This window comes from Aeromonas sp. sif2416, from assembly GCF_019218665.1.
Lineage (GTDB): Bacteria > Pseudomonadota > Gammaproteobacteria > Enterobacterales > Aeromonadaceae > Aeromonas > Aeromonas encheleia.
Window position 1 is genome coordinate 19,238 of record NZ_JAHUXC010000011.1, and the last position, 21,639, is coordinate 40,876.

Annotated in this window: 17 protein-coding genes and 1 tRNA gene; 1 reads left to right on the forward strand and 17 read right to left on the reverse strand. The window is 63.1% G+C overall.

Going from position 1 to position 21,639, the window contains the following annotated elements:
* Positions 1 to 25: 25 nt before the first annotated feature.
* The 17 genes from hypE to KW821_RS17280 form a co-directional block, all read right to left on the reverse strand.
* On the reverse strand, positions 26 to 1,030 hold the full coding sequence (gene hypE, locus KW821_RS17200) for a hydrogenase expression/formation protein HypE (RefSeq protein ID WP_218292304.1): 1,005 nt from the start codon (positions 1,028 to 1,030) through the stop codon (positions 26 to 28).
* 91 nt (positions 1,031 to 1,121) lie between these two features.
* Complete coding sequence (hypD, locus tag KW821_RS17205; RefSeq protein ID WP_218292305.1) at positions 1,122 to 2,234, reverse strand: hydrogenase formation protein HypD; 1,113 nt, start codon at positions 2,232 to 2,234, stop codon at positions 1,122 to 1,124.
* On the reverse strand, positions 2,228 to 2,479 hold the full coding sequence (locus KW821_RS17210) for a HypC/HybG/HupF family hydrogenase formation chaperone (protein ID WP_033130236.1): 252 nt from the start codon (positions 2,477 to 2,479) through the stop codon (positions 2,228 to 2,230). The genes hypD and KW821_RS17210 overlap by 7 nt, the downstream gene beginning before the upstream one ends.
* A 9-nt stretch (positions 2,480 to 2,488) precedes the next feature.
* Positions 2,489 to 4,888: a carbamoyltransferase HypF gene (gene hypF, locus KW821_RS17215; protein ID WP_218292306.1), complete on the reverse strand. Its 2,400-nt coding sequence runs from the start codon at positions 4,886 to 4,888 to the stop codon at positions 2,489 to 2,491.
* Complete coding sequence (locus KW821_RS17220) at positions 4,885 to 6,825, reverse strand: SelB C-terminal domain-containing protein (RefSeq protein WP_218292307.1); 1,941 nt, start codon at positions 6,823 to 6,825, stop codon at positions 4,885 to 4,887. Before KW821_RS17220 ends, hypF begins: the two co-directional genes overlap by 4 nt.
* Positions 6,826 to 6,829: 4 nt before the next feature.
* On the reverse strand, positions 6,830 to 8,224 hold the full coding sequence (gene selA / locus KW821_RS17225) for an L-seryl-tRNA(Sec) selenium transferase (RefSeq protein ID WP_218292308.1): 1,395 nt from the start codon (positions 8,222 to 8,224) through the stop codon (positions 6,830 to 6,832).
* 203 nt (positions 8,225 to 8,427) lie between these two features.
* Positions 8,428 to 8,519 (reverse strand) — tRNA-Sec (locus tag KW821_RS17230).
* Between the two features lie 188 nt (positions 8,520 to 8,707).
* Complete coding sequence (gene hycI, locus KW821_RS17235) at positions 8,708 to 9,202, reverse strand: hydrogenase maturation peptidase HycI (RefSeq protein ID WP_218292309.1); 495 nt, start codon at positions 9,200 to 9,202, stop codon at positions 8,708 to 8,710.
* Positions 9,202 to 9,615, reverse strand: coding sequence for a formate hydrogenlyase maturation HycH family protein (locus KW821_RS17240; protein ID WP_218292310.1), 414 nt, complete (start codon positions 9,613 to 9,615; stop codon positions 9,202 to 9,204). Before KW821_RS17240 ends, hycI begins: the two co-directional genes overlap by 1 nt.
* Complete coding sequence (locus KW821_RS17245) at positions 9,608 to 10,423, reverse strand: NADH-quinone oxidoreductase subunit B family protein (protein WP_033130241.1); 816 nt, start codon at positions 10,421 to 10,423, stop codon at positions 9,608 to 9,610. Before KW821_RS17245 ends, KW821_RS17240 begins: the two co-directional genes overlap by 8 nt.
* Positions 10,423 to 10,962, reverse strand: a complete 540-nt coding sequence (locus KW821_RS17250; RefSeq protein WP_042653519.1) for a formate hydrogenlyase complex iron-sulfur subunit — start codon at positions 10,960 to 10,962, stop codon at positions 10,423 to 10,425. Before KW821_RS17250 ends, KW821_RS17245 begins: the two co-directional genes overlap by 1 nt.
* A 9-nt stretch (positions 10,963 to 10,971) precedes the next feature.
* A complete protein-coding gene (locus tag KW821_RS17255; protein ID WP_218292311.1) occupies positions 10,972 to 12,690 on the reverse strand; it encodes an NADH-quinone oxidoreductase subunit C in 1,719 nt (572 codons plus the stop codon).
* A gap of 62 nt (positions 12,691 to 12,752) precedes the next feature.
* Positions 12,753 to 13,706 carry a respiratory chain complex I subunit 1 family protein gene (locus KW821_RS17260; protein WP_042653521.1) on the reverse strand — a complete coding sequence of 318 codons (954 nt, stop codon included), beginning with the start codon at positions 13,704 to 13,706 and terminating at the stop codon, positions 12,753 to 12,755.
* Positions 13,706 to 15,595, reverse strand: coding sequence for a hydrogenase 4 subunit B (gene hyfB / locus KW821_RS17265; RefSeq protein ID WP_218292312.1), 1,890 nt, complete (start codon positions 15,593 to 15,595; stop codon positions 13,706 to 13,708). The genes KW821_RS17260 and hyfB overlap by 1 nt, the downstream gene beginning before the upstream one ends.
* Positions 15,595 to 16,257 (reverse strand): 4Fe-4S dicluster domain-containing protein, encoded by a 663-nt coding sequence (locus KW821_RS17270; protein WP_218292313.1) that lies wholly within the window; start codon positions 16,255 to 16,257, stop codon positions 15,595 to 15,597. Before KW821_RS17270 ends, hyfB begins: the two co-directional genes overlap by 1 nt.
* 524 nt (positions 16,258 to 16,781) lie before the next feature.
* Positions 16,782 to 18,650 carry a low affinity potassium transporter Kup gene (kup, locus tag KW821_RS17275; protein ID WP_218292314.1) on the reverse strand — a complete coding sequence of 623 codons (1,869 nt, stop codon included), beginning with the start codon at positions 18,648 to 18,650 and terminating at the stop codon, positions 16,782 to 16,784.
* 623 nt (positions 18,651 to 19,273) lie between these two features.
* Positions 19,274 to 20,365 carry a DUF4236 domain-containing protein gene (locus tag KW821_RS17280; RefSeq protein ID WP_218292315.1) on the reverse strand — a complete coding sequence of 364 codons (1,092 nt, stop codon included), beginning with the start codon at positions 20,363 to 20,365 and terminating at the stop codon, positions 19,274 to 19,276.
* Positions 20,366 to 20,988: 623 nt separating this feature from the next.
* On the opposite strand from KW821_RS17280, the gene KW821_RS17285 reads away from it, so the two are divergent.
* Positions 20,989 to 21,585 carry a 4Fe-4S dicluster domain-containing protein gene (locus KW821_RS17285; protein ID WP_042653527.1) on the forward strand — a complete coding sequence of 199 codons (597 nt, stop codon included), beginning with the start codon at positions 20,989 to 20,991 and terminating at the stop codon, positions 21,583 to 21,585.
* The last annotated feature ends 54 nt before the right edge of the window (positions 21,586 to 21,639 follow it).

Sequence of the window (21,639 nt, forward strand, 5' to 3'; positions counted from 1 at the left end):
GATCAGGGATCCTTTGGTCGGGTGCTTAGCAGATGCGGGGGAGCAGCTCCCCCTGTGGCAGTTCGAGATAACGGCGGCTGCCCCAGGGGTTGTTGAGGATCACCTTGTGCTGGGCGCTCTCTTTCACCACCCCGATCCGGCTGGCGGAGGGGTTGAAGGCGCGCAGCAGCGCCAGCGCGGCGTCCGCCTGCTCGGCGGGCAGGGCCAGCACCATGGTGCCTTCGTTGGCGAGATCATGGGGCTCGAAGCCGTACAGCTCGCACAGGCCGCGCACCGGATCGCACACCGGGATAGCGGACTCTTCCAGCTCGATGGCGACCCCGGAGGCGGTGCTCCATTCGTTGAGCACGGCGGCGAGCCCGCCCCGGGTGGCATCGCGCAGGGCGTGGGGGGTGAGCCCCGCTTGCAGCAGTGCCTCGACCTGCGGCCAGAGGGTGGTGCAGTCGCTCTTGAGCGCGGAGCCCAGCTGCAGGGCGTCGCGGGCCATCAGGATGCAGGCGCCGTGGCTGCCGATATCCCGCGACACCAGGATGGCGTCATCTGGCTTGAGGTTGCGCACCGAGATCCCCCGGCTCTGCTCAGGCAGGGGGAAGGTGCCGACCCCGCTGGTGTTGATGAACAGCTTGTCCGCCGCCCCTCTCGGCACCACCTTGGTGTCGCCGCAGACGATGCGGGCGCCGCTCTTGGTCAGTTCGGAGGCCATGGACTCGACGATGCGGGCGAGATCGGCGTAGGGGAAGCCCTCCTCGATGATGAAGCTGCAGCTCAGGTACTCGGGCCTGGCCCCCATCATGGCGAGATCGTTGACGGTGCCGGCGATGGCCAGCTTGCCGATGTCGCCCCCCTCGAAGAAGAGCGGGGAGACGGTGAAGCTGTCGGTGGTGAAGGCGACGGGGCCTTGCACCGGCAGCAGGGCCGCGTCTTCACCGCGCAGCAGGATCTCGTTGCCGAAGTGGCGGAAGAAGAGCTGGTTGATCAGCTGGTTCATCTCGACGCCGCCACCACCGTGGCTAAGTTGAATCTCTCTCATCGTGACCGGGTCTCCAGACCGTGATAGAAGCAGACGGGTTCATCTCGCCCCATCACCCGGCCACAGTGGCTAAGTTGAATTTCTCTCATGCTCATTGGATCCCCATATAGCGGTAGTAGGCGTTGCAGGCCCCCTCTGAGCTGACCATGCAGCTGCCCATGGGCTGGGTCGGGGTGCAGCCCCGGCCGAAGACTTTGCACTGGTTCGGCTTGGCCAGCCCGCGCAATATGTCGGCGCACTGACACGCCTTGTGATCGTCGATGGGGGTCTGACTGAGCTGGAAGTGGCGCTCCGCATCGCGGGCGGCGAAGGCGTCCCGCAGGCGCAGGGCGGAGGCGTTGATGTCGCCGAGGCCGCGCCAGCGAAAGTGCTCGCGGGTCTCGAAATAATGGGCCACCAGCCGCTGGGCGGCCTGGTTGCCGCTGGCGGTGACGGCGCGGCTGTACTGCACCTCCAGCGCGCAGCGTCCCTCGACCTTCTGGCGCACCATCATCAGCAGCGCCTCCATCACGTCCACCGGCTCGAAGCCGCTCACCACCACCGGCACCCGATAGCGCTCGACGATCGGCAGATAGATGTCGGCGCCGGTGATGACGCTGACGTGGGAGGGGCCGATGAAGGCGTTCACCTTGGCGACCCCATCGGCCATCACGGCGTGAATGGCGGGGGGCACCAGCACATGGTTGATATGAAACAGCAGGTTATTCACCCCCGCTGCGTCAGCCGCCGCCAGCAGCGCGGCCGTCATGGGGGTGGAGGTCTCGAAGCCGATGGCGAAGAAGACCACCGTCTTGTCCGGGTTCTCGGTGGCGATGCGCAGCGCATCGAGCGGGTCGTAGACGGGGCGGATGTCGCTGCCCCTGGCCCGCTGCTGGGCCAAGGATCCCTTGGAGCCCGGCACCCGGATCATGTCCCCCAGGGTCACCAGGATGACATCGGGCTGACCGGCCAGCTCGATGGCCTGATCGATGCGCTCCTTGGGCATCACGCAGACCGGGCAGCCGGGGCCGTGGACGAATTCGATGCTGTCCGGCAGCAGCTGGGGCAGGCCGTACTTCATGATGGTGTGGGTATGGCCACCGCACACCTCCATCACCCGCAGGGGTTCGGGCATATCCTTGGCCAGCTCGTGGATCTGGGCGGCGAGGGCGCGGATCACCTCGGGCTGGCGAAAGCCCTGAAACAGGTCATTGAGCGTCAGCATGGCAGTATGTCCTGCTTGGGCATCAGCGCCACCATCTGGCGGAAGCTCTCCAGGCTGGCCTGGGCCTCCTCCTCGTCAATCTTGCTCATCACGAAGCCGATGTGGAGCAGCACATAATCCCCGAGGGCCAGGGGATCCTCGAGCAGCATGCAGCTGACCCGGCGCTGCACCCCCAGGGTGTCGACGGTGACGCAGTTATCTTCGGGGTGCAGCTGCACCACCTGAGAGGGAATGGAAAGGCACATGAGAGACTCCTAAATGGCGGGGGAGAGGGGCTTGGCCCTCTCCTTCGCAACATGGTGGATGGCAAACCAGAGCTGGCCCGCGGCGATGCCGCCGTCGTTGAGGGGCAGGGTCTGGCTTATCAAGACCTCGCGCCCGGCCTCGGCGAGGCGGGGGAGGAGCTGGTCCATCAGCACGCGATTCTGGAAGACGCCGCCCCCCAGCGCCACAGGGTGGGCGGGGAAACGCTGGCTCAGGGTGAGGATGAGCTCGCCGATGGCGCGGATAAAGCCGGCGGCCAGCCTGGCGACCTCGACGCTGGCGTGCCGTTGCAGCAGCTCGGCCAGCAGCGGCGCCCATTCGATCAGCAGGGGGCCGTCTTCTTGTTCGGTGATCCCGAATTGCAGCGGCCAGGGCGCGGCACCGGGTGCGAGTCGCAGCGCCGCTGCCTCCAGCAGCAGCCCCGCCTCGCCCTCGTAGTCGGGGGTATCGATCAAGCCGAGCAGGGCGGCGACCCCGTCGAACAGTCGGCCCATGGAGCTGGTGTGGGGGGCGTTGCGACCGAGGCGCCACAGCTGGTGCAGGTTATTGATCCGATCGGCGGGCAGCTGGTCGATCACCGCAATATTCAGCTCGCCGATCTCGCCCGGGGTCGCGGATTCAAACAGCAGCCCCAGCAGCTGGCGCACCGGCTCGCGGATGGCGGCTTCGCCGCCGATCAGCCGAAATGGCCGCAGGTGCGCCACTCGCTCAAACCCCCGTACGTCGGCGACCAGCAGCTCGCCGCCCCAGAGGGTGCCGTCGTCGCCGAGGCCAGTGCCATCGAAGGCGAAGCCGAGCACGGGCCCGCTGTGGTCATGCTCGGCCATCACCGCCAGCAGGTGGGCGTGGTGGTGCTGCACCTCGAGATGGGTCGCACCCTGCTCCGCGCAATAGTCCTTGGCCCACTGGTGGCTCAGATAACCCGGGTGGCGGTCCGACACCAGCAGGGTTGGGTTGAGATCGTAGAGCTCGCGGAAGGTGGCCAGGGTCTGCTCGAAGTGCCCCTGCATCGGCAGGCTGTGCAGATCGCCGATATGGGGGCTGTAGATGCGCTGGCGGCCGAAGGCGAGCGCCAGCTGGTTCTTCTGCTGCGCCCCGACCGCCAGCACTGGGGTGCTGACCGGCTCTTTCAGGCTGGGGGTGCAGGGGGCATAACCCCGGGCGAGGCGCAGAGTCTGGCGCGTGCCGCCGGCCCACTGTACCAGGCTGTCGTCGCAGGGGTGCAGTATGGGGCGATCGTGGTCCAGGATGCCGTCGATCCGGTTCCCGAGTTCAGCTATCACCGCCTCGCATTCGATGAGGATCGGGCTGCCGCGGCCATTGGCGCTGGTGGCCACCAGCGGCATGGCGCAGGCCTCCAGCAGCAGCTGGTGCAGCGGGGTGTAGGGCAGCATGACCCCCAGGTAGGGGATGCCGGGGGCGATGGCGTCTGTGAGCGGTAGGGTGTCGGGCGACCGCTGGTCAGGCTCCCGCTTGCGCAGCAAGGTGATGGGTCTTGGCTGGGATTGCAGCAGGGCCCACTCGGCCTCGCTGCCGGTCACGTGCAAGCGCGCCTCTTCGAGGGATCTCATCATCACCGCCAGCGGCTTGCGCGCGCGGCGCTTGAGCTGGCGCAGCCGGGCCACGGTCAGTTCATTGCGGGCATCACACATCAGGTGGTAGCCCCCCATCCCCTTGACCGCGACCAGGGCTCCCGCTTGCAGGGCCTGGGCGGCCATTTTCAGGGCATCCTCGCGCTCGACCAGGGCATCACCCTTGCCAGTGCGCCAGGTCAGATGAGGCCCGCACTGGGGGCAGCTCACCGGCTGGGCGTGGTAGCGCCTGTCCAGGGGATCCTCATAGGCGCGAGCGCAGCGCGGGCACATGGCGAAGCTGGCCATGGCGGTGTGGGGTCTGTCGTAGGGGAGGCGGCGAATGATGCTGTAGCGCGGGCCGCAGTGGGTGCAGTTGGTGAAGGGGTAGCGATGGTGGCGATCCGCCGGATTGGCGATGTCCCGGGCGCAGGCCTCGCACATCCCCTGATCCGGCGAGATGGCCACCGTGGCCGCGCTCTGCTGCTGGCTGGCCCTGATATGAAACTGGCCATCGAAAGCGGGGTCGCTCGTCGGCGGCAGCGCCCGCTGGTCGAAGCTGTCGATGCGACTGAGCGGCGGTGCCAGCGCCCGCAGGTCGCGGCCAAAGGCGGCGAGCTGTTCGGAAGAACCTTGCGCCCCTATGGTGACGCCGCTGGCGTCGTTGAGCACATAGCCGGTGAGGCGATGGCGCAGGGCCAGGCCATAGACGAAGGGGCGAAAGCCGACCCCCTGCACTATGCCGTTGATCTGAAACTCGAGGCGCAGCGGGGTGCTCGCCGCTGGCGGCTGGGTCACCGGGGTTGTGGGCGCCGTCATGCCGGCGTCTCGTCAGCCAGGGGATTGCCCTCGGGCAGGCGCAGCACCCGGCGATCGTTGTCTTCCCGTCGTACCCAGCCGTCCATCTCCATGCGCAGGCAGAAGGGGATGGCGTATTTGCGCGACAGGCCGGTGATCTCCTTGAGCGAGCCCATGTCGATCAGATCCCCGACCCGCTGGCCTGCCAGCACGGCCCGTACCATGTGGTGATAGAGTTCGGCATCGTAGTAGATGGGACCTTCCAGCTGTATCAGGTAGGTGAGCCTTGCCAGATTGCGCAACTGCTTTTGCAGTGCCCCCTTTTGCCGTAAACCGGCTGGCAGGGTGAGATGACGCACCGGGTCTATCTCCACACCGCCGGGGCCCAGTTTACCGGGCTGGTAGCCCTCTTTGCCTTGATCTCGCACCAGTTTGAGCACCAACAGTGCCTCTTCCCCGAGATCGTCTTCCGACTCGCCACCGCCGGGCTGCCACTTGTCGTGGTGCAGCCGGATCCGTTGCTCGGCCTTGAGCGCCAGCAACAGTTGTTGGGTAGCCTCGGGGTCGATGCGCAGCCTGCCGGCGAGCTCGGCGCCGCTCAATGGCTCGGCCTGCAGGGCGGCCAGCATGGCCTCGCGGGTCTGCGCCAGCCAGGACCGGCTCATCATCCATTCGCCCTGCTGCACCGCCCCGGCGGGAGGCGCGTCAAAGCGGTCGGCGGGGGCATAGCCATTGAGCCCCAGCTGCAGGGTGGCGGGGTTGTGGCCCGCCAGATCCTCCGGCAGCGCCCGCAGCAGGGCGTGCAGCGCCTTGCGCCTGGCGGGGGAGATGTCGCCGCACCAGAGGATGCGGGCGCCGTGCAGCAACTCGCTGCTGCCGTGGCGGATGATGGCGAGCGGCTGGCCGAAGAAGCAGGGCAGGGGACTGGCGAAGACGAGGCGGGCGAGCCCAGGGTGATCGGCATCCTCTGCGTCAGCGCCGCGGATATAGATCAGCTGGGCCCGGCCATGCCAGCTGCCCAGCGCCACCTCGACCTCCTTGTTGCGCAGAGAGGTGCGCAGTTCTTTGCTGGATTGGCCATCGGCCTCCAGGCGCACTATCAGGTGGGTCGCCGCCTGACAGTCCCCGGCCGCGCTGCCGAGGCAGTGGCCACGGGCCACCTCCTTGTGGGGCACCTTTTTCAGCCCCACCGCCACCCGGCAGACGGCGCCTATCTCGTCGACGCTCTGGTGATAGGCCTGCAGGGAGCGCACCTGCACCTCCCGATCGGCGGGGTAGAGGCGCAGCTTGTCCCCCACCTTGAGGCTGCCCTGCTGCAGGGTGCCGGTCAGCACTGTGCCGGTGCCGCTGGCGGTGAAGACCCTGTCCACATAGAGGCGCGGTGGCGCCTCTTCACGAGAGCGACGCGGCGCGCCCTGTTCGCGGGCAGCTTGCGATTCTTGTACATCGGCAAGCTGGCCCACGATGGCGGCGTGCAGGCCGTCGATGTTGTCGCCACTCTTGGCGCTGACGCAGACGATGTCGGGCACCATGCCGCTCTCGTCCATCACCCGCTCCAGCAGCGTCTCCTCCAGCAGTTCAAGCTCGTCGGGGCTCACCAGATCGCACTTGTTGATGCAGACCAGCAGGCGCGGCACCCCCATCGCCTTGAGCAGGCGCAGGTGATCGCCGGTCATCGGCATCCAGCCCTCGTCGGCGGCGATGACCAAGAGCACCAGATCCAGGCTCCAGAGCCCCGCCACCATGTTGCGGACATAGCGCTCGTGACCGGGCACGTCGATCACCCCTATGGTGTTGCCCTGGCCGTCGTCGAAGTGGGCGAAGCCGAGATCCTGAGTCATGCCGATGGCCTGCTCGTGGGCGCGGGCCGTGGTGATGCCGGTGAGGGCCTTGATCAGCAGCGTCTTGCCGTGATCCACGTGGCCGGCCAGACCGATGACGGCGCGGTAGGAGGTCATGGGATCAGGGCTCCTGTGCGGCGGGCATGAGCAGCTCGCTCAGCTGGGCGATCAGCAGCGGCATGTCGTCCGCCAGCAGGCTAGCCACGTTGAGCAGCACCTTCTGCTGGCGCACCGTGGCGATCACCGGCACCGGCAGCTCCCGCAGGGCATCGAGCAGTTGCTGGGCCGGGCGCGGGTCGCGGCACTCGAGCGCCGGGGCGGGGTAGAACTCGTCCGGCAGGGTGCCGCCGCCGACCACCAGCTGGGCGGGCACCTGTATAAAGCAGCCGGGCAGGGCGGCCAGCAGCTGGTCGGCCCTGGCCTGCATGGCGGCGGGGGAGCTCAGGGTGCGCTGGGCGATGCCGGCCCCGGTGGGGGACTTGTTGAGCTTGTGGATCAGCAGGCGCTCGAGCAGGGAGTAGACGATGCGGCTCGGGCGGAAGGTGCGCATCATGGGGTGCTTCTCCAGCCGCTTGATGAGATCCGCGCGGCCGCCGATGATGCCGCACTGGGGCCCCCCCAGCAGCTTGTCGCCGGAGTAGCAGACCAGATCCGCCCCCGCCTTGAGGTACTGGCGCACCGAGGTCTCGTCCGGCGCGAACTCTTCGGTGGTGAGGCCTGAGCCCTGATCCACCGCCAGCACTATGTGATCCGGCAGGGCGCGGGCCACTTCGCCGATGTCGGGGGACTCGGTGAAGCCGCGAATGGCGAAGTTGGATCTGTGCACCATCAGCACCAGCGCGGTCTGATCGGTGATGGCGTCGAGGTAGTCCCGGGCCGTGGTGATGTTGGTGGTGCCCACCTCCACCAGTTTGGCGCCGGACAACGCCAGTATGTCGGGGATGCGAAAGCCGCCGCCTATCTGGATCTGCTCGCCCCGGGAGACGATCACCTCGCGCCCTTTGGCTATCTCCTGCAGCAGCAGAAACAGCGAGGCCGCGTTGTTGTTTACCACCAGGGAGTCTTCGGCCTGGGTCAGGCAGGCGAGCAGGGGGGCGATCAGCCCCTTGCGCCCGCCGCGCTTGCCGGTGGCGAGATCCAGCTCCAGGTTGTTGTAACCGGTGTTGAGCTCGCGCACCTCGTCCCACAGTTCGGCGCAGAGCGGCGAGCGCCCCAAATTGGTATGAACGAGCGTGCCGGTGGCGTTGATCAGCCGGGTCTGGCGCTGGCGCACCCACTGTTGGCAGCGACTGTCGATCAGCCCCTCAAGCCGGGCGAGCGCCACCCCGTGCTGGCGAAAGCCTTCGCTCTGGCGCAGCTCGCTCAAGGTGTCGCGCACCAGCTGGGTCACCAGCGGCCGACTCAGACGGGCGATATGGGGGGCGAGGAAGGCTTGCTGCAGCAGTTGTTCGACCTGTGGCAGGCGATGGCTTGGCTGGTCGATGGCGGACGCTTGAGGCTGTGACTGGTTCGGCATGGGGGTTACCAGGGCAGTGCGTGGATGACGGATGCACACCGGTTTGCCGATAGATTGACGGGGCTGGCGGTTATTTGCGGGCGGACAACTTGCACAGAGTGTTAATGCTGAAACGGTTCTGACAAATTAATTTACGACCGAGGAAGCCATCCCGGAATAATATTGGCAAGCGGTATCTAGTCGATGCATCCAATATAGGAAAGTGGCGGAAGAGGCAGGAATCGAACCTGCCCGAGCCTTCTCGGCTCACATCGGTTTTGAAGACCGAGGAGGCCACCAGACCCCATCAACTTCCGCAGTGGCCGCCATTTTGGGGCAAGGCCCCCTGGCTGACAACGCTTTTTTTGCCATATAAAAACGGTATTTATATTATTTAACGGAGAGTTGTTTTATATCAAAAATAGGGCGATTAGCCCGATGTTTTTATTTTAACATCGGGCGCCGATTAAATTCCTGACTGGCCGTTTTTAACAACTCGGTAAATTATAGTGCCGCATCGTTGACCTTATTCCACTGCGCGAGCTGGCGTATTAACAACTTGGTATCCTTGGCGGTATCCAGATGCTGATGGAGGTAATCCATGGCACCGCTCACCATCCCGGTCATGGGGAAGGAGAAGGCGACGATGGCGGGTTGCACCCCGATGAAGATCACCTCTGGCACGAAGCGCTTGAGCTCGTCGATGAGAAAGTTCAGCGGCATGTTGTGGGTCGAGAAGATGAACATGTCGGCTATGGTGTCGGGGGGGATCACCTTGAGGGTGCCCGCCTTCTCGCCGAGCTCGGCGGCATCCACCAGCAGCACCCGATCCGGGCGCAGCTCCCGCACCTGGTGCACCCTGTTCTCCGGCGCTATGCCTCCGTCGATATGGACCCAGCCGGGCAGGGGGGCGGCCTGCAGCTTTTCGGCCAGATAGGGGCCGGCGCCATCGTCACCCATCATGGCATTGCCCACGGTCAACACGAGATTGCAGCCCATCAGCGGCTCCTTACCATCAGGTACATATGAGGATCGTTATGCAGGGCGGTGAGCTGGTTCATGAAAGTGTCGGTCCACTCCCGCTCCTGCTCGTTCAAGGCGCCTTCGGCCTGGCGCAGCCGGTCGAAGGCGCAGGCCAGCATGTGGCAGTGCTCCCGATAGACGGTGATCTCGCCGAAGGTGAGGAAGCCCTCCATCTTGCGGCGCGCCTCGCTACCGGCGGGCAGCTTGGCCACCCAGTCCCGATAGCCGGCAAGGGGGCAGACCAGATCGGCGCTGAGGCAATCGACGATGCCGAGGTGGTGGCCGATGGCGAGGCTGTAGTACATCACCTCCTTCGCCTCCTCGGGCACGTCGAACTGCTCGTCCACAAACTTGCGGGAGAGGCGATAGAAGAACACCTGGTCAGCCATGGGCGACCTCTGCTTTCCCCGCCACCCGGTTGAGGCAGGCGTTGGCCAGGTTGTTGACGATCTCGGAGAGGCGTGGGTCGTCATGCTGGGCAAGGTAGCCCTGGATACGCAGATCCACGTCCTGCTGGGTGGCCCCCTCCAGCAGCGCCATGAACTCGTCGGCGATGATGCGACCCTGGCGGTAACCCGCCATACGGCGCGCCTCGCGCTCTATCATCACCCGGATCTCGCTCGGGATGCCGGTGTGGCGCAGCTCCACCCGCTCGCCCGCCTGCACCTCGTGGCTGGTGGCCTTGAGTTTCTGCTCGAGCAGGCCGAGCGCCACCGCGAAGCCGTAGATGGTGGCGGCCGGGGTGGGCGGACAGCCGGGGATGTAGACATCCACCGGCACTATCTTGTCGGTGCCGCCCCAGACGCAGTAGAGATCGTGGAAGATGCCGCCGTCACAGCCGCAGGCGCCGTAGGCGATGCAGATCTTGGGATCCGGGGCCGCCTCGTAGGCGCGCAGGGCCGGCACCCGCATGGCCCGGGTCACGGCGCCGGTGAACAGCAGGATGTCGGCGTGGCGGGGGGAGGCGACCACCTTGATGCCGAACCGCTCGGCATCGAACAGCGGGGTGATGGTGGCGAAGATCTCTATTTCGCAGGCGTTGCAGCCGCCGCAGTCCACCCGATAGACATAGGCCGAGCGGCGAATGTCCTTGAGCAGGGTCTGCTTGAGGCGGGTGATCTCCGGATCCTGTGCCAGCGGCACGGCGCGAGTATGGGCATCGCCGACAACGGCTTCTATGCCTTTGATCTTGCTCATCACATCGACTCCTGTTGGGTGAGCGTGGCGGCGCCTGATGCGGGCTGGCTCAGCATGCTCTGTTTGCGTTTGCAGTCTGGGCAGTGGTGCAACCGCTGTGGGTGGGCCAGCGGCTGGGCCGCCAGCGCCAGGGTGTCTTCCACCAGTGCCACCAGCCGGGCCGGGGCAAAGTAGGTGCCGCACAGGGAGCAGGGGGCCAGCGGGAAGCGGGCCTCCTCATAGAGATCGGCCTTGTTGGTCACCGCCAGCTCGAAGTTGGGGGAGAGGGCGATGGCGCGAGTCGGGCACACCTCCTCACAGCGGCCGCAGAAGATGCAGCGGGCTATGGAGAGCTCCCAGCGCCGCTCACCGGTCTCCAGATCGGTCTCCATGATCAGCGCATTGGCCGGGCAGGCCTTGGTGCAGGCGGCGCAGGCGATGCACTTGTCGGCCTGGTATTCGGGCTTGCCGCGAAAATCCCGGTTCACCTCATAGGGGGCGAAGGGGTACTTGGCGGTCGGCGTGCCGGCCCGGAGTATGGTCTTGAACAGCTTGATCATGATGACCCCTTACTTGAGCGGAGAGTTTTTGCGATCGATACCGTAGCGCTCGATCTCCTTGTAGGAGACCACGGTGGACTTGCCCTTCTTGGGATCGACCAGGGTGACCCGATCGGTGCAGGAGTAGCAGGGATCCAGGCTGCCGATGATGAGGGGCGCATCCGCCACCGTGTTGCCCCGCAGCATGTAGCGCAGGGCGGGCCAGTTGGCGTAGGTGGCGGCGCGGCAGCGCCAGCGGAACAGCTTCTGGTTGTCCCCGGTCATGCTCCAGTGCACGTTCTCGCCGCGGGGCGCCTCGGTGAAGCCCAGCGCAAACTTGCCCGGCTGGTAGGTGAAGCCCTCGGTGAGCAGCGGCCCTTCCGGCAGGTGCTGCAGGCCGAATTCGATCATGTCGAGGGAGTCGTAGAGCTCGTGGATGCGCACCAGCACCCGGGACTGCACGTCGCAGCCCGCCAGCGTCTGGATCTCCATCGGCAGTTCGCGGTAGGCGGCGAAGTCGTGCACCCGGCGCACGTCGCGCTTGAAGCCGCTGGCCCGCACCATGGGGCCGACGCAGCTGAAGTCGCGGGCCACTTGCGGATCGAGCCGGCCGATGCCCACCAGGCGGGAGCTGATGTTGGCGGTATCGAGCAGCATGGCCACCAGGGGCTTGAGCTCGTCGCGCAGTTCGCGCACCAGCTGGGTGCCCTTGATGCGATCCTCCTTGAAAATGTCGCGACGCACCCCGCCGATGAGGTTGAGGCCATAGGTCTTGCGCGCCCCGGTCAGCAGCTCGGCCAGGGTCATGGATTTCTCCCGCACCCGGAAGAACTGCATGAAGCCGGTGTCGAAGCCGGTGAAGTGGCTCGACAGGCCGATGTTGAGGATGTGGCTGTGCAGCCGCTCCACCTCCAGCAGCACGGCGCGGATCATCTTGGCCCGCTCCGGCACCTGGATGCCCATGGCGTTCTCCACCGAGGTGGTGTAGGCGACGCTGTGGGTGAAGCCGCAGATGCCGCACACCCGATCGGTGAGGAAGGCCACCTCGTTGTAGCCCATGCGGGTCTCGGCCAGCTTCTCCATGCCACGGTGGACATAGAACAGCCGGTAGTCGGCGTCGATGATGTCTTCGCCATCCACGAACAGCCGGAAGTGGCCCGGCTCGTCCGAGGTGATGTGCAGCGGGCCCACCGGCACTATGCGGTTGGCCTCGTTGCCCAGCTCGTTTACGAAGGGGTAGGTCTCGGTGTCCGTGGTGGGCATGGGGCGCTGGCGGTAATCCATGGCGTCTTTGCGCAGCGGATGGATGTCTTCCGGCCAGTCATCGGGCAGCACCAGCCGGCGCTCGTCCGGCAAACCGACCGCCCGCAGGCCGTACATGTCTCGGATCTCCCGCTCGCCCCACACCGCCGCCGGAATGGTGGGGGTGATGGAGGGGTACTCCTGCGAGGTGGCTTCGACCAGCACCTTGACGGTGATCCAGCTCTTGGTCTCCCCCTCCATGGAGAAGACGTGGTAGACGGCGAAGTGGCCGTTCAGGCTGCGCTCGTCGTTGGCGAAGGAGACCGACAGCCAGCCGCCCAGCTTGTGGAACAGCAGGCTGGTGAGGGCCACCAGATCGGTGGGCTTGACGGTCAGGGTGGCCTGATCGACGGTCTGCCACTGCTCGTCGATGATGGCGTGGGGCAGTTGCTGTCGCAGCTGCTGGATGTAGTCGCAACCGATGCGATCCATGATGGCGATGGTCATGCAGTTCTCACTTTAAAATCGGAAAATATGAAATCGGAAAAGGCGGCTGTGGCGGGCATGGCTTATACCCCGACCAGATAGGCGAGCAGGGCCAGCAGGGCCAGCCCCAGGCCATAGCGCGTCAGCTTGTGGGTGCGCACGAACTGGGTGCGGGCCATGGCGTTTTCGATGAGGCCCGCCAGTGCGAAGGCCACCAGCAGCTTGCAGGCGAGGATCAGGGCTGCCACCGCCAGCGCGGGCAGGCTCCAGTCCGCCGCCTTGCCGAAGGGGAGGAAGATAACCAGGAAGAGTTGCACCACCACCAGCTGCTTGAGGCCAAGGCCGAGCTTGAGCAGGGCGAGGCCCGCGCCGGAATACTCGGTGAGCGGCCCCTCTTGTAGCTCCTGCTCGGCTTCCGCGCAGTCAAAGGGCAGCTTGCCCATCTCGACGAAGACCGCGAAGGCACAGGCGGCGCCCGCCAGCAGGGTGGCGACCGGGGCGGCCAGCGGCTGGGTGGCCACGTAGGTGCTGATGTTGCCCAGATCCGAGCTGCCCACCATCATCGCCATGATGAAGCAGGCCAGCACCAGGATGGGCTCGACCAGGATCCCCAGGGTCAGCTCGCGGCGGGCACCTATGCCGGCAAACATGCTGCCGCTGTCGAGCCCCGCCAGGGAGAAGAAGAAGCGGAAGATGGCGAACAGGTAGATGTCGGTGATGAGATCCCCGGCGATGGGGAAGGGGGATTCATGGGTCAGGGTCGGCAGCGCCATGGCTACCAGCAGCAAGGCGGCGATGAGCACCGCCGGCATCAGGTTGAAGATGATGCCGGCAGGCTCGGGGGTGACCTCCTGGCGGCGCAGCAGTTTCCCGATATCGCGGTAATCCTGCAGCAGGCCGGGTCCCTGGCGCGAGTGCATCTTGGCACGCAGCACCCGGTTGAAGCCGGTGGCGAGCGGAGCCAGCGCCAGCATGGCGATGGCCTGGGTGAGGGCCAGGGCAAGCATGCCCCAGCTTGGCATTTCGAGAGCGGGCATCATTGAACTCCAACAGCCATCAGGATAAAGAGCACCAGCACCAGGCCATGGAGCAGCCAGCCAGCGGAGGACGGCGCCGCGCTCACCCCTTGCAGCGAGCTGGCGAGATCGAGGCGCGGACGCTGCCGATAGAGGGGGGCGCAGATCTGGCGCAGGGTATGGGTGATACCGCCGGAGGTGAGGCTCATGCGCTCCTCATAGGCGTAACCACAGGCCCAGGGAGTGCCGGCGTGGCGACGACCGAGCTTGGGCCCTTTGAACAGCGCCAGGATCAGCAGCGGCACCAGCAGCAGGCCGAGCAGAGTGAGGGCAATCACCGGCGGGGAGAGGATCGCCTGAGCACTATCCAGCGGCAGCAGGGTGGCACCGGTCGCTACCTGGCTCGCCACTTGCTCGGCGATCAGCGCCTGGCCGTAGCCGTTGACCAGGGGGGCAATCCAGGGGGCGCCCAGCCCCAGCACCAGACAGACCGCCGCCAGCAGCAGGGTGCCCGCCACCATGGTGCTGGGCACTTCGCGGGCCTGACTCGCCTTCTCGCTGCGCGGGGCGCCGCAGAAGCAGATGCCATAGACCTTGACGAAGCACATCACCGCCATGGCGCCGGTCACCGCCAGCATTACCACCGCCAACGGGGCCACCACCGAGGTGCCGAGTTTGGTCATGGAAAGGAGCGCTTGATAGATAAACCACTCGCTGACGAAGCCGTTGAGCGGCGGCAGCGCCGAGATGGCCATGGCGCCGATGAGGAACGCCAGCGCGGTCCAGGGCATCAGCTTGGCGAGGCCACCCATCTTGTCCATGTCACGGGTGTGCAGGCGGAACATCACAGATCCTGTGCCCATGAACAGCAGGCTCTTGAAGATGGCGTGGTTGAGCAGGTGATAGAGCGCGCCGAGCAGCCCCAGCACCACCAGGGTCGGTTGCTGGTTGGCCAGGCCAATCATGCCGATCCCCATCCCCATCAGGATGATGCCGATGTTCTCCACCGTGTGGTAGGCGAGCAGCCGCTTGAGATCGTGCTCGGCGAGCGCAAACAGCACCCCGAGCACCGCCGAGCAGGCGCCGAAGATCAGCACCATGTAGCCCCACCAGAGCTGGCTGGCGCCGAGAAAATCGATGGCCACCCGCAAGATGCCGAAGAGGCCCAGCTTCACCATGACCCCGGACATCAGCGCCGAGATATGGGAAGGGGCGACGGGCTCGGCCACCGGCAACCAGCCGTGCAGCGGCACGAAGCCGGCGCGCAGGCCAAAGCCGCAGAAGCTGAGCAGGAACACCAGTGAGGCCAGGGCGCCGCCGAGGTGATGCTCGCGCAGCACGCTGAATTCCAGACTGCCGCTGCCCTGGCAGAGCAGCCAGAAGGCGACCAGCACCAGCGCCATGCCGATGTGGTTCATCACCAGATAGAGGCGGCTCTGCTTGGCGGCGTCCGGGTTGGTCTTGACCAGCCAGTAGCTGGTGAGCGTCACCAGCTCGTAGCTGAGCAGGAAGCCCAGCGCGTTGTCGCACAGCACCATGGCGACCATGGCGAACAGGAAGAGGTTCATCAGCACGCCTATGCTGACGTCCCCCTTGCCCTGGTACTCCTTGATGTAGGCAAAGGAGTAGAGCGCCACCGCCACACCGACCAGCGTGATCACCAGCAGCATCAGCGCCGCCAGCATGTCGAGGTGCACCGAGCCCAGCAGCCAGAGGGTGCCGTCAATGGGGGTGCCCCGCATCAGGGTCTGCCCGGCGACCATGACACCGCAGAGGGAGCCCAGCAGGGCGAAGCCGCTGTTGAGGCGGTTGGCGAGGGCGGCACTGTTCAGCAGCCAGCCCGCGGCGGCGCCCAGCAGTGCGCCTACCAGAAGGAGCAACAGGGTGCCCAGTAGAAGAGGGGGCAGCATCAGCGATCTCCCTTGGCTGTCAATGAGTGCGGTGAAGAGGGCGAGGCCGTGGCACTGAATGCGGGGGCCCCTTCCGGATGGGATTGGGCGGCCTGCAGGCGACGCTCGCGGGCGGAGCGGGCGCTGTCGTCCTCGCTCACCAGGGTCAGCGCCTGAGAGGGGCAGGCATCGATGCAGGCCGGGCCCTCTTCGCGAAACGCGCAGAGATCGCATTTGACCGCGATGGCGCGCACGCCGGGCTCCCAGCTCAGCAGATCTTCCCCGAAGCAGCGCAGGCCGGCGGAGGTGGAAGGGTTGCTGGAGCGCACCGAGCAGGGGATGTAGCTGTCATAGCTGGTGGCCATGGCCACCGGACGGCTGCCGCCGCTGCTGATGGCGCCGAAGGGGCAGGCCACGGCGCACAGGTTGCAGCCGATGCAGAGCGACTCGTTCAGCTGCACCGCATCCTCGGTCTGGCAGATGGCCTCGACCGGGCACACCTTGATGCAGGGGGCGTCGTCACAGTGACGGCACTGAACCGGCATGGTCGCCTGCTCGTGTCGCATGACGGTTAATCGGGGGGCCTGTTGCAAACCCTTGGCCTTGTGAACCGTGCTGCAGGCCGCCATACAGGTGCCACAACCGATACAAAGTTTGGGATCAGCGATAACGAAGCGGTTCATAGCCTACCTTGTCGTGTCGCGAACGGAGAAAGTAGGGGCAGGATGGCAAGATGCGGGCCAGATTGTGTGTGGCGCTGGGAATGAGTTTAACTGACTGTTTTCATGTGTATTTTAATTTTGTCTAGGGGTGTGTCACAGAGGCGGGCAGCTGTCGAACCGTGACGTTCGTCACTTGTGACGAAGGGCCGGACAGGGTTCGTCACTCCAGGGGCGCAGGAGCATGAGGAGGGCAATCTCGGCTAACGGGGAAAAGAGAGGGAGGCCGATGCCTCCCTCTTGTGTCTCAGGTGTACTTGCCAGGGACCGCAAGCAGGTTCGATTAGCGCAGCGTCATCGGACGCACGAGAACGCGAACATCCCGTCAGAGGGAAAGCAACCTTGCGATATCAGCGGTACGCTCCCTTCTCCCCTCGCGGGAGAAGGGTTGGGGATGAGGGGGCAGGCAATCTCGGTTAACGGCAAAAAAAGAGGGAGGCAATGCCTCCCTCTCTCTTGCTGGCGTTCTTTATGCCATCAGAATGCGATCAAATATCTACCTGCGAGCCCAGCTCGATCACCCGGTTGGGCGGGATCTCGAACTGATCCGGCGCCCGCAGGGCATTGCGCTGCAGCAGCATAAACAGCTGGCCGCGCAGATAGAGGTACCAGGGGCGCTCCTTCATGATCAGCGACTCGTGGGCCATGAAGAAGGAGGTCTCCATCATGCGGCAGCTCAGGCCCTCCGCATTGCAGCGATGGAAGATCTCCTCCATGTTCGGGGTCTCGCGCCAGCCATAGCTGGCCACCACCCGCCAGAAGGTGGGGGAGAGCTGCTCGATGCAGACCCGGCGCACGTTGTGGACGTAGGGCACGTCCTCCACCCGCAGGGTGAGCAGAATGATCCGCTCGTGCAGCACCTTGTTGTGCTTGAGGTTGTGGAGCAGCGCATGGGGTATCACATTGACCACCCGCGACATATAGACGGCGGTGCCCGCCACCCGGGTCGGCGGGGATTTCTCCAGCGAGGCGATCATCGGCTCCAGCGAGTTGCCGTGCTCGTTAAGGCGGCGAATGAGTTGAAAGCGCTCGCTCTTCCAGCTGGTCATCAGGGTGAACATGACCGCGCCCAGAGTGAGGGGCAGCCAGCCGCCGGAGAAGATCTTGGCGAGGTTGGCGACAAAGAGCGGCACATCGATGGCCAGCAGCAGGGCGAACAGGGCGGCCACCAGATAGGGGTGCCAGTGCCAGCTGTTCTTGGCCACCGAGCAGAAGAGGATGGAGGTGAGCACCATGGTGCCGGTCACGGCGATGCCATAGGCGGCCGCCAGATTGCTGGAGTGCTCGAAGCTCATGATGACGATCACCACAGAGACATAGAGCATCCAGTTGATGACCGGGATATAGATCTGGCCCGACTCCTGCTCGGAGGTGTGCACGATGCGGATGGGTGAGAGATAACCGAGCCGCACCGCCTGCCGCGTGAGGGAGAAGACCCCGGAGATCACCGCCTGCGAGGCGATCACCGTCGCCATGGTCGCCAGCAACAGCAGGGGCAGCAGCGCCCAGGTGGGGGCGAGCAGGAAGAAGGGGTTGGCGATGGCCTCGGGGTTGCCGAGCAACAGCGCGCCCTGGCCGAAGTAGTTGAGCACCAGCGACGGCAGCACCACCACAAACCAGGCGAGCCGGATCGGGTTCTTGCCGAAGTGGCCCATGTCGGCATAGAGCGCTTCAACGCCGGTGATGGCCAGCACCACGGCGCCGAGGGCAAAGAAGGAGGTGGTCTGGTAGGTCATAAAGAAGCGCAGGGCCCAGACGGGGTTGAGCGCGCCCAGCACCTCGGGATTCTGGAGGATGCCGCGCAGGCCCAGCACCGCCAGGGTCAGAAACCAGGTCAGCATGATGGGGGCGAACAGCTTGCCCACGGTGGCGGTGCCGTGTTTCTGAATGGCAAACAGCAGGGTCAGCACCAGTACCGAGAGCGGCACTATGTAGGGATCCAGCGAGGGGGCCACTATCTTCAACCCCTCGATGGCCGACATCACCGACATGGCCGGGGTGATCACCACCTCGCCATAGAAGAAACTGCCGCCAATCAGCCCCAGAATGATCAGTACAGGGGCCAGCCTCTCGGGGCTGTTGCGGGTCGCCAGCGACATCAGGGTCAGGATGCCCCCTTCACCTGCATTGTCGGCCCGCATCACGAAGGAGAGGTACTTGACCGAGACCACCAGGATCAGCAGCCAGAAGATCAGCGAGAGAAAGCCCAGGATGGAGGCGGGTTCGACCCCGAACCCGAATTGGCCCGACAGGCACTCGCGCAGGGTATAGAGCGGGCTGGTGCCGATATCGCCATAGACCACGCCGATCGCCGCCAGGGTGACGCCGGACAGGGCGGGTTTGTTATTGCAGTTCATGAAGTTGTCTTGTCAGTTTGATGCGGACATATTTGCCAGCACAGGGGCCCCGAGCTATCAGCTAACACAGAGAGTCGATCGGGAGGGGATCAATGAATGGTGATGGGAAAGGGAATCAACTGGATAGGAATAGGTTCATCATGGGGCACAGTCTGTTCATCTGCGATTCAGCTCATGATGACACAGAGTCTGTGGGAATAGGTGCTGGTATAAATAATCAAAAAGGGCTTTTGAACGAGATTATTAATTACTCTGTGATTGACATAAACCCCTGGGCAGCGAGCAAGCGTTTGTTTTCTCTGAGTATCCATTTTGGCTAGTTTTTCCTATCAATCTGGCTGAAAAATAGACGATAAAATGCTGGCCAATAAATTACCGGCTCGCGTCGCAAAGAGTGGGGCGCGGGGAGGCAATGGAGTCTTTATTTAGTGCATGGCATGGCATGGCATGGCAGTGGAGGGGAAGAGAAGTGACCGTAATAAAGGCGGTCATGATAAAGGGAAGAGATAAATAAAGGATGTAAAGTTAGGGTGTAATGAACGAAGTGAATTGTACCAATTACCCAAGATCTTAAAGCGGCGCGATACGCTGAGCTCATTACATCCTACGATACTCATATTGTTTTATGCCTCTTTTGGCAAGCTAGTTGTTAGGGCTGTAAGTGCAATTTTAAAGTCCTCTGCTGGACCACAGCTAGACAATTGAATTAACTCATTTAGACCAGTAGAGCTGGTGAAAGAAATTTCTTGATATAAACAAATTGGCAGCTCATGATTGTCCTTGAACCTACGGTCAGGACCACCAGATTTATTTACGTATTTCCACGTTCTATCAATAATCAAGGCATCACTTGGAACCGTCTCGTCTTCAATAAATCTTTTATCACGAATCGTTACAACTAATTTTTGATAGCTTACAGCACCAACCCCCGCGGCATCGTAAACCAATACGCGATCAGGGAAGAAATGCAAAGTTTGACGACCAACTGCAAGTGAGACTGTTCTTACGTTTGTTTTTAAATATGGAGGATCAGTGATACGAATTATTGTCGGTTTTCGGTCGACAAGATTACTGGCTCCTGCATGATATTTTTTATCAATGACCTTTCCTGCAGCTGATACATGCCAAGACTTGCTACATTTTTCCAAGCGTTCAGCGGCTTGGAATAGTTTGTCATATATAGACTCCATCTCGGAATCAAAGTCATAGAATAACACTGTTGTTTTAGTCAACATATCTCGTATATGAGACAGCCAAGTGAATATTAGACCCAATACAAGGGTTGATATTACTACCCACTCAGGGAACTGAATATAGTTAAAAAGGTATGTTAGGGATAAGAATGCAACAAAAATAAAAGGCCAAGTTCTAGCTCTCTTTTTCTTATCATTTAACTCTTTAAGCAATTCTGCTGAAGACGAGTCTACGATCTGTGTGACATGTGCTGACTCAATTTCATTTAACGGCTCGTGAGTTGGAGCCTGATCATAATCTTCATAAATTGGTTCAATGTTTTTAGTTGGAATTCTGTCAGATGAACCACTAGGAATAGTTGAACGATAATAAATACTTCGCGCACCTATTCTGACATAGTTTCCTCTCGGACCAGTGCCAATCCTTAAACCTTTAATGCCAGCAGATACCCCTAGCCCAGATTGTGATAAATTGAAACGAAAAGGACCAACGCTAATACTCTTCCTTGTATAAATCCCCATGTTCACTCCGACTTAAAATAACACATTTATGACATAGCGCCCTGCGAAAGGGTTAGCAGCATGAACACGCCCCTTGCAGAGCTAGATGCCATGTGAGACATGCTAACTGGCCGGATAAAAAATAGAAGTGGGAGAGGTTAAAAACCGGCTCCAGTTCAATAAATTTGTCAGTAGAGGGGCTCTTCCGTTTGCTTTGGCTTTGCATACCTCTCACAGCAGAGAACCGGGCTAAACCACGGGTCGCTGCTTTATCCCCTGCTGTGGCAATGCAAGGGCCATTGATGGCCCGTTTTTCACCTCTGTATTTCCTCTGGCCGATAGCGACTTAGTTCCTGAGCCTCTCCCGTTCCTCTTCCGGTCATCAGCCGGGGCAGGGGCATGTCACTCTGTGTCGAGCTCGTCACTTTTGTCGTGTCGATCGCCGTGTCTGGTCCCTGTCGTCATCGTCACCCTCCGAATAAAGCAGGGCTGCCATCCTGATTACTCCTTTATTTTCAGCTGCTTGTGAACTTTATCCCACGTCTGGCCTGAGTTGGTCTGATTAATGCCTAGTGGGATGGCTGGCCTGTCTCCCCTGTGAGCCTGGCCGGCAGGGTGTAACGAAACATTTAGGATCCCTCTCTATGAACAGCTTCGTGATTGCCGATCCCAGTCTCTGCATTGGGTGTCGTACCTGTGAGGTGGCCTGCGCCGTGTCACACCAGTCAGCGTCCTGCGCGGGCACCGTTGAGCGGGAGGGCGGTCTGCGTCTTGCCATCGAAGATGGACATCTGGTCTCAAAAGACAGCTATTTTCAGCCCCGCCTGAAGGTGGTGGTGGGCAGCAAGGTGACCACGCCGGTGCTCTGCCGCCAGTGTGAAGACAAGCCCTGTGCCAAGGCCTGCCCCAACAACGCCATCGTTACCGAGGATGGCCACGTCAAGGTCTATCAGGCGCGTTGCATCGGCTGCAAGTCCTGTGTGGTGGCCTGCCCTTACGGCGCCATGAACGTGGTGGTGAAAGAGGTGGCCCCCGCGGCCGGTGCGCTGTTCAAGGGGGTGCAAACCAAGGCGCTGGCCTTGAAGTGCGATCTCTGCAGCCATCGCGAGGGGGGCCCGGCCTGTGTCGAGGTGTGCCCCACCCAGGCGCTGCGGCTGGTGACCCCCGCGTCGCTGGACTCCCTGAACCGGCAGAAGCAGCTGGCCAGCGCCGAGGCCATGCCGTCCAGTCAGCGGGCATAAGGCCCAGAGCCGGAGGATGGTGCTCACTGGGCCGCCATCCCGCCGTTTATCGTT

Excerpts from the sequence above, each read along its gene's own strand:
- hypE (WP_218292304.1), bottom strand. The coding sequence starts at position 1,030 with ATGAGAGAGATTCAACTTAGCCACGGTGGTGGCGGCGTCGAGATGAAC.
- hypD (WP_218292305.1), bottom strand. The coding sequence starts at position 2,234 with ATGCTGACGCTCAATGACCTGTTTCAGGGCTTTCGCCAGCCCGAGGTG.
- KW821_RS17210 (WP_033130236.1), bottom strand. The coding sequence starts at position 2,479 with ATGTGCCTTTCCATTCCCTCTCAGGTGGTGCAGCTGCACCCCGAAGAT.
- hypF (WP_218292306.1), bottom strand. The coding sequence starts at position 4,888 with ATGACGGCGCCCACAACCCCGGTGACCCAGCCGCCAGCGGCGAGCACC.
- KW821_RS17220 (WP_218292307.1), bottom strand. The coding sequence starts at position 6,825 with ATGACCTCCTACCGCGCCGTCATCGGTCTGGCCGGCCACGTGGATCAC.
- selA (WP_218292308.1), bottom strand. The coding sequence starts at position 8,224 with ATGCCGAACCAGTCACAGCCTCAAGCGTCCGCCATCGACCAGCCAAGC.
- hycI (WP_218292309.1), bottom strand. The coding sequence starts at position 9,202 with ATGGGCTGCAATCTCGTGTTGACCGTGGGCAATGCCATGATGGGTGAC.
- KW821_RS17240 (WP_218292310.1), bottom strand. The coding sequence starts at position 9,615 with ATGGCTGACCAGGTGTTCTTCTATCGCCTCTCCCGCAAGTTTGTGGAC.
- KW821_RS17245 (WP_033130241.1), bottom strand. The coding sequence starts at position 10,423 with ATGAGCAAGATCAAAGGCATAGAAGCCGTTGTCGGCGATGCCCATACT.
- KW821_RS17250 (WP_042653519.1), bottom strand. The coding sequence starts at position 10,962 with ATGATCAAGCTGTTCAAGACCATACTCCGGGCCGGCACGCCGACCGCC.
- KW821_RS17255 (WP_218292311.1), bottom strand. The coding sequence starts at position 12,690 with ATGACCATCGCCATCATGGATCGCATCGGTTGCGACTACATCCAGCAG.
- KW821_RS17260 (WP_042653521.1), bottom strand. The coding sequence starts at position 13,706 with ATGCCCGCTCTCGAAATGCCAAGCTGGGGCATGCTTGCCCTGGCCCTC.
- hyfB (WP_218292312.1), bottom strand. The coding sequence starts at position 15,595 with ATGCTGCCCCCTCTTCTACTGGGCACCCTGTTGCTCCTTCTGGTAGGC.
- KW821_RS17270 (WP_218292313.1), bottom strand. The coding sequence starts at position 16,257 with ATGAACCGCTTCGTTATCGCTGATCCCAAACTTTGTATCGGTTGTGGC.
- kup (WP_218292314.1), bottom strand. The coding sequence starts at position 18,650 with ATGAACTGCAATAACAAACCCGCCCTGTCCGGCGTCACCCTGGCGGCG.
- KW821_RS17280 (WP_218292315.1), bottom strand. The coding sequence starts at position 20,365 with ATGGGGATTTATACAAGGAAGAGTATTAGCGTTGGTCCTTTTCGTTTC.
- KW821_RS17285 (WP_042653527.1), top strand. The coding sequence starts at position 20,989 with ATGAACAGCTTCGTGATTGCCGATCCCAGTCTCTGCATTGGGTGTCGT.